This is a genomic window from Hydrocoleum sp. CS-953, assembly GCF_002260545.1.
Classification (GTDB): Bacteria; Cyanobacteriota; Cyanobacteriia; order Cyanobacteriales; family Microcoleaceae; genus Trichodesmium.
This window is the reverse complement of the sequence record NZ_LGSU01000805.1, coordinates 1-4,760: the sequence shown is the minus strand read 5'-3', so window position 1 is coordinate 4,760 and position 4,760 is coordinate 1. Positions and strand designations below refer to the sequence as shown.

Annotated in this window: 1 protein-coding gene and 1 pseudogene; both read left to right on the top strand. The window is 35.9% G+C overall.

Features of this window, described 5'->3' with window-relative positions; all coding sequences use genetic code 11:
• Positions 1-782 precede the first annotated feature (782 nt).
• Positions 783-1,731: pseudogene (locus AFK68_RS44740) on the top strand (tetratricopeptide repeat protein); the annotation flags it as partial.
• Position 1,732: 1 nt separating this feature from the next.
• Positions 1,733-4,423, top strand: a 2,691-nt coding sequence (locus AFK68_RS10055) for a tetratricopeptide repeat protein (RefSeq protein WP_210407333.1), incomplete at its 5' end; no start/stop codon positions are given.
• Positions 4,424-4,760: the final 337 nt, after the last annotated feature.

The following is a 4,760-nucleotide window of genomic DNA, read 5'->3' as shown; positions in this document are numbered from 1 at the left end:
CTACTTCCCTACTCCCCCGCTCCCCTACTTCTTAAAAAAGACTATTTCAGCAAACCTTAGTTATTAGCACCAACCCCTGAAGTTGGAGACTTGAAATATAGAATTGTCTTATTTATCTCGTTGTAGGGCGACAGCACGCGACACAGCTAAGGGGATGCTTTAGACCCTCATTCTTGGTTATCTGTCAATAATTTTACCTCAATCTACAACAAAATAAAAACTTTTATTAAATTTTGTATATCTAAAGTAACAATATGAGTCTAGTTTCAGGTAAATTATTTACGGATACATATATTTTTCCAGACTAAATTATCAAAAAAATTGGGTCGCGCAACTCCACCTTTTAAGGTGAAATGTTTTTGGAGCAGGGGGTAAATTCCCCTTCTATAATTGATAATTGATAATTGATAATTGATAATTACTTCTCCCTAAAACGGATTGGATTGAATAAAAGGAAAATAAATTCATTGTTTCTCCTTGATCATAAGAGGCTTTAAACCTTAATTATTCGGTAAAAAAAATGGTGGTAGTGGATAGTAATTGTAGAGGGAGTGTGAGGGGTGTGGGAGGTTTGGGGAATGTGGGAAGTGTGGGAAGTGTGGGAAGTGTGGGAAGAAATTAAAAAATATATATTTTCACCATGACAATGCAGGACTACCAAAAAAACAACTTCTGACTTGTGACTTCTGACTTCTGACTTCGTTAAGCTCTTGGATGAATCTCCGGGAACATAATATATAATACTAAGATTAAATATTTATTGAAACAATACAGTAATAAAAATGGCAAATATTCAAACAGGTATAGAAGATAATGATATTACAACTATCTATGAACGTGCTGTAGCCCATTATCAATTAGCAAATTATCAGGATGCAATTGCTGATTATACCAGAGTAATAGAAATTGAATCTAGTAACGCTGAAATTTACTATAACCGAGGTGTGGCCAAGCATCAAATGGAAGATTATCAGGGTGCAATTTTTGATTATACTGAAGCAATTAAAATTGACCCCAGTAATAGCAATTTCTACAATAATCGTGGTTTGGCTTTTTCTCAAATAGGTTATCATCAGGAGGCGATCGCTGATGTGACTGAGGCACTCCGACTCACTCCTAATGATGCTGATAGTTATTACAATAGGGGTTTTGTGTATGAGACAAGTGCAGATCCTGAAAAAGCTATCGCAGATTACACAGAAGCATTAAAAATTAATCCTGGTTATGATCTAGCAGCTCAAAGGCGAGAAAATCTACTTGTATTGATTAACCCTCAGTCTAAAGAAGATACTGTAGCGACAACACCTCAAACAGAGATACAGGTAGAAAAATCTCCAGAAAATAAGTCGGATGTGGCAACGGAGAAACCTCCAGAAGCAGAGTCTAAGGTAGCAGAAATACCTCAAACAGAGATACAGGTAGAAAAATCTCCAGAAACTAAGTCGGATGTGGCAACGGAGAAACCTCCAAAAGCAGAGTCTAAGGTAGCAGAAATACCTCAAACAGAGATACAGGTAGAAAAATCTCCAGAAACTAAGTCGGATGTGGAAACGGAGAAACCTCCAAAAGTACTGGAAACCTCGAAAAAACCAGCTAATCCTCTTGTTCAAAGGTTGTTCAATCGTTATTTGCATAAAGATAAATCAGTAGATGAAACTTTAGGAAAAAAAACTGAGACGAATGTAGAGTCAGAAAAATTTCCAGAAACTAAGTCAGATGTCGCAACTGAGANAAATCTACAGAAACTAAGTCGGATGTGGAAACAGAGAAATCTGCAGAAGTATCAGTAGATGAAAATTTAACAAAAAAACCTCAGACAGAGATAACAGATTATAAGGATAGTGATACTAGCAACCAACAAGAACAAACTATCTCTGTAGACGAAGATCGTCAAAAGAAAATCGATTCCTTAAATGAAGCACTAAAACAAGATCCAAATCAAGCGGAGGTATACTATCGGCGAGGAAAAATACTCTCTAAACAAGGAAATTATCAGGAGGCGATCCCTGACTTTACTGAAGCACTCCGACTGAATATTGATAAAGCTTATTCCTATTTTAATCAACGAGGTGTTGCTCGTTCCCGTTTAGAAGATTATCAGGGAGCACTTGATGATTTTACTCACGCGATAGAAATTGATGCGACTAATCCTAAAGCTTGTCATAACAGAGGACGTCTTTACCATGTTATGAAAAATTATGAACTTGCTATTAAGGATTTTACAGTAGTTATACAAGGTAATCCTCAAGATGCAGATCCTTATAATAATCGTGGTATTTGTCTGTATGAAATGAAAGAATATGAGAGGGCGATCGCTGATTTTACCGAAGCTATTAAGGTTAATCCTGAAGATGCAGATGCTTATCATAATCGAGGAATTTCTAATTATGAGATAGGGGATCATCAACAAGCAATAGATGATTATACAGAAGCAATTAAACTTGAACCTACTGATGCTAAAAGTTATTATAATCGGGGTATAATTCGTTATTTCATTCAAGATGATGAAAGTGGAAGAGATGATTTTCAAAAAGCTGCTGATATCTATCAGGAAAAAGGAAAAAATGAGGATTATCAGGAAGTAATGAACATCATAAGGAAAGAGAGAGTAGTAGATGAAACTTTAGCAGAAACGCCAGAGACTAATGTAGAGGTAGAAAAATCTTCAGAAACTAAGTCGGATCTCGAAAGCAAGAAATCTTCAGAAGTATTGGAAGATAAGACTTTAGTTAAAAAACCTCAGACAGAGATTACTGGTTATAAGGATAGTGATGTTAGCAACCAGCAAGAACAAAGTCTCTCTGTAGAGGAATATCGGCAACAGAAAATCAATTCCTTAAATGAAGCACTAAAACAAGATCCAAGTCAAGCTCATGTATACTATCGGCGAGGAAAAATACTTTCTAAACAAGGAAATTATCAGGAGGCGATCGCTGACTTTACTGAAGCACTCAGACTTAATCTCGATCGAGCTTATTCCTATTTTAATCAGCGTGGTGTTGCTCGTTCCCGTTTAGAAAATTATCGGGGAGCACTTACTGACTTTACTGCTGCCATAGAAATTGATGGGAGTAATCCTAAAGCTTGTCATAACAGAGGACGTCTTTACCATGGGATGAAAAGTTATGAACAGGCAATTCCAGATTTTACAGTAGTTATACAAGCTAATCCTCAAGATGCAGACTCCTATAATAATCGTGGTATTTGTCTTTATCAAATGAAACAGTTTGAGGGAGCGATCGCTGATTTTACGGAAGCTATTAAGATTAATCCTCAAGATCCAGATGCTTACCATAATCGAGGAATTTCTCATAATGAAATAGGGGAACATCAACAGGCAATAGATGATTATACAGAAGCAATTAAACTTGAACCTACTGATGCTAAAAGTTATTATAATCGCGGTATGATTCGTTATTTCGTTAAAGATAATAAAACCGGAATAGAGGACTTTCAAAAAGCTGCTGATATCTATCAGGAAAAAGGAGAAAATGAGGATTATCTGGCAGTAATGAACATCATACAGAAGGAGAAAGCAGTAGAGGAAACTAAGTCGGATGTGGAAACCGAGAAATCTTCAGAAATATCAGTAGATGAAACTTTAGCAAAAAGACCAGAGACAGAGATTACTGATTATGATTATAAGGATAATGACGCTAACAACCAGCAAGAACAAACTATCTCTGTAGAGGAAGATCGCCAAAAGAGAATCGATTCCTTAACTGAAGCACTCAGAGTTAATCCAAATCAAGGTCATGTATACTACCAGCGAGGCAAAATGCTTTCTCAACAAGGAAATTATCAGGAGGCGATCGCTGACTTTACTGAAGCACTCCGACTTAATCCTGATAAAGCTTATTCATATTTTAATCAACGAGGTGTTGCTCGTTCCCGTTTAGAAGATTATCAGGGAGCGCTTAATGATTTTACTGCTGCGATAGAAATTGATTCGAATAATCCTAATGCTTGTCATAACAGAGGACGTCTTTACCATGTTATGAACAATTATGAACTTGCTATTAAGGATTTTACAGTAGTTATAGAAGCTAATCCTAAAGATGCAGATGCCTATAATAATCGTGGTATTTGTCTTTATGAAATGAAAGAATTTTATGGAGCGATCGCTGATTTTACGGAAGCTATTAAGATTAATCCTCAAGATCCAGATGCTTATCATAATCGAGGAATTTCTAATTATGAAATAGGAGATCATCAGCAGGCAATAGATGATTATACAGAGGCAATTAAACTTGAACCTACGGATGCTAAAACTTATTATAATCGGGGTATGATTCGTTATTTCATTGAAGATTATCAGGGAGGAATAGATGACTTTCAAAAAGCTGCTGATATCTATCAACAAAAAGGAAAAGATGAAGATTATCTGGAAGTGATGAAAATGGTGAGGAAATTAAAGAAATAATTCAGATTACTTAGTTTAATCTCTATCATTTAATATCATGTCCGGTAGCATCGGTATTTTATAGCAAAGGTAGGGAAAAGGGAACAACAGGCAGGAATACTTAAGGGCAATAAAAAAACTTAAATTTCCTGTATATATTGATCCTTAGATTTACACAAACGATACCAGCGGACATGATTTAACTAGAGTTATATTGAGCCAAAAGATTAATATTTGCTATGAAAACTTTTCACAAAATCCTTCCATGAAGGGAATAGGGAATAGGGAATAGGGAATAGGGAATAGGGAATAGGGAATAGGGAATAGGGAATAGGGAATAGGGAATAGGGAATAGGGA